The sequence below is a fragment of the Bullifex porci genome, assembly GCF_009695635.1.
GTDB classification, from domain to species: Bacteria; Spirochaetota; Spirochaetia; order Sphaerochaetales; family Sphaerochaetaceae; genus Bullifex; species Bullifex porci.
On record NZ_VUNN01000059.1, the window covers coordinates 1 to 1,442 of the forward strand.

Annotated in this window: 2 protein-coding genes; both read left to right on the top strand. The window is 44.9% G+C overall.

Translation table 11 applies throughout. The features are described from left to right. The first annotated feature begins 51 nt into the window (after positions 1 to 51). Positions 52 to 585, top strand: a complete 534-nt coding sequence (locus FYJ80_RS11590; RefSeq protein ID WP_154427060.1) for a helix-turn-helix domain-containing protein — start codon at positions 52 to 54, stop codon at positions 583 to 585. After that, a complete protein-coding gene (locus FYJ80_RS11595) occupies positions 582 to 1,406 on the top strand; it encodes an IS3 family transposase (RefSeq protein ID WP_154427062.1) in 825 nt (274 codons plus the stop codon). Before FYJ80_RS11590 ends, FYJ80_RS11595 begins: the two co-directional genes overlap by 4 nt. Positions 1,407 to 1,442: the final 36 nt, after the last annotated feature.

A 1,442-nucleotide genomic window follows, 5' to 3' on the forward strand; every position in this document is an offset into this window, starting at 1 on the left:
TGACCTGTGACCTTCTAGTTGGACCAAAAATCCAATTAGGAGGTTTTTTTCATGAAAGTAAAGGAAGAGGATCTCAGACGAGAGCTTCTTAAGGCAATTAACGGAGAGGACTTAATCATCAATTGTTCAAGAAGGTTGGGAATCAGGCTCAATAACTTCAAGTGCAAACTCTATACGGCGAGGATTCATGGAATTGAGTCCGTCCTTCACAGCAACCGTCCAGGTGGATATAGTGACGCATTGAAGCTTGAAGTGGTAGACTCTTTGATGAAAGGAATGACCAAACATGCCGCCGCAAGGACGTACAACATTTCGGAGTCTACCTTGAATGTATGGCTGAGGAAATACGCCGAAGGTGGGCAGGAGGCACTCCTGGAAGACAACAGGGGGAGGAAGCCAAGTATGGGAAGGAAACCCAAACCTAAGCTCTCGGATTATGAACCCGGCTCATTGGAGTATCTTAAACTTGAGAACGAGATGATGAAGAGGGAGTTGCTGCTGCTAAAAAAAGCGATGCCCTTAATCCAGGAGTCAGAGCGAAGAACCTCGAGAGGAAAGAAAAGTACAGGAACATCAGGGAACTGAGGAAGGAGTTCTGCCTGTCGGAGCTTCTGGCATTCTATGACGTGCCAAAGAGCTCGTATCTCAACTGGGCCAAGAGAGCGGTAGATGACCCGGACGCTGGATTAAGGGAAAGAATAAAGGAAATATTTGCTGATACCGGAAGTATTTATGGATTCAGAAGGATTGGCCTCGCACTCAAGGATGAAGGGCTGATAGTCAACCATAAGAAGATACGCAGAATCATGAAGGAACTGAAACTGGTACCCCGAATGGTCAAGTCGGAGAAGAAGTACTCCTCTTACAAAGGTGACGTGGGAAAAGTGGCGAAGAATATTCTTGCCAGGAATTTCGATGTAAAGGAACCGGACAGGGTGTGGGCTTCTGACGTTACGGAATTCAAGACAGATGAAGGCAAGGTCTACCTCTCCCCGATAAAGGATTTCTGCACAGGGGAGATCATCAGCTACAGATACAGCGTGTCGGCTGATATGAATCTTGTAATAAGCATGATTAGGTCTGCCATAACAGCGCATCCATGCATTGATGGTCTGTTGTTCCATACGGACCAGGGATGGCAGTACCAGCATTCTTCGTTCGTGAACTGCCTGAAGGCAAACGGGATTGTACAAAGCATGTCCAGAAAGGGTAACTGCATAGACAACAGCAAAATGGAGACATTCTTTGGACACATGAAAAGAGAAATGTACTATGGAAGGAAATTCGCTACAAGGAAGGAACTGTATGAAGCTATTGATATGTATATCAAGTTTTATAATGAGAAGAGATACCAAATAAAATTAAAAGGCTTGCCTCCTCTTGAATTCAGAAAGCAAGTCTCATAATAATATTTATTGTCCAACTTCAGGGGCACACGTCAG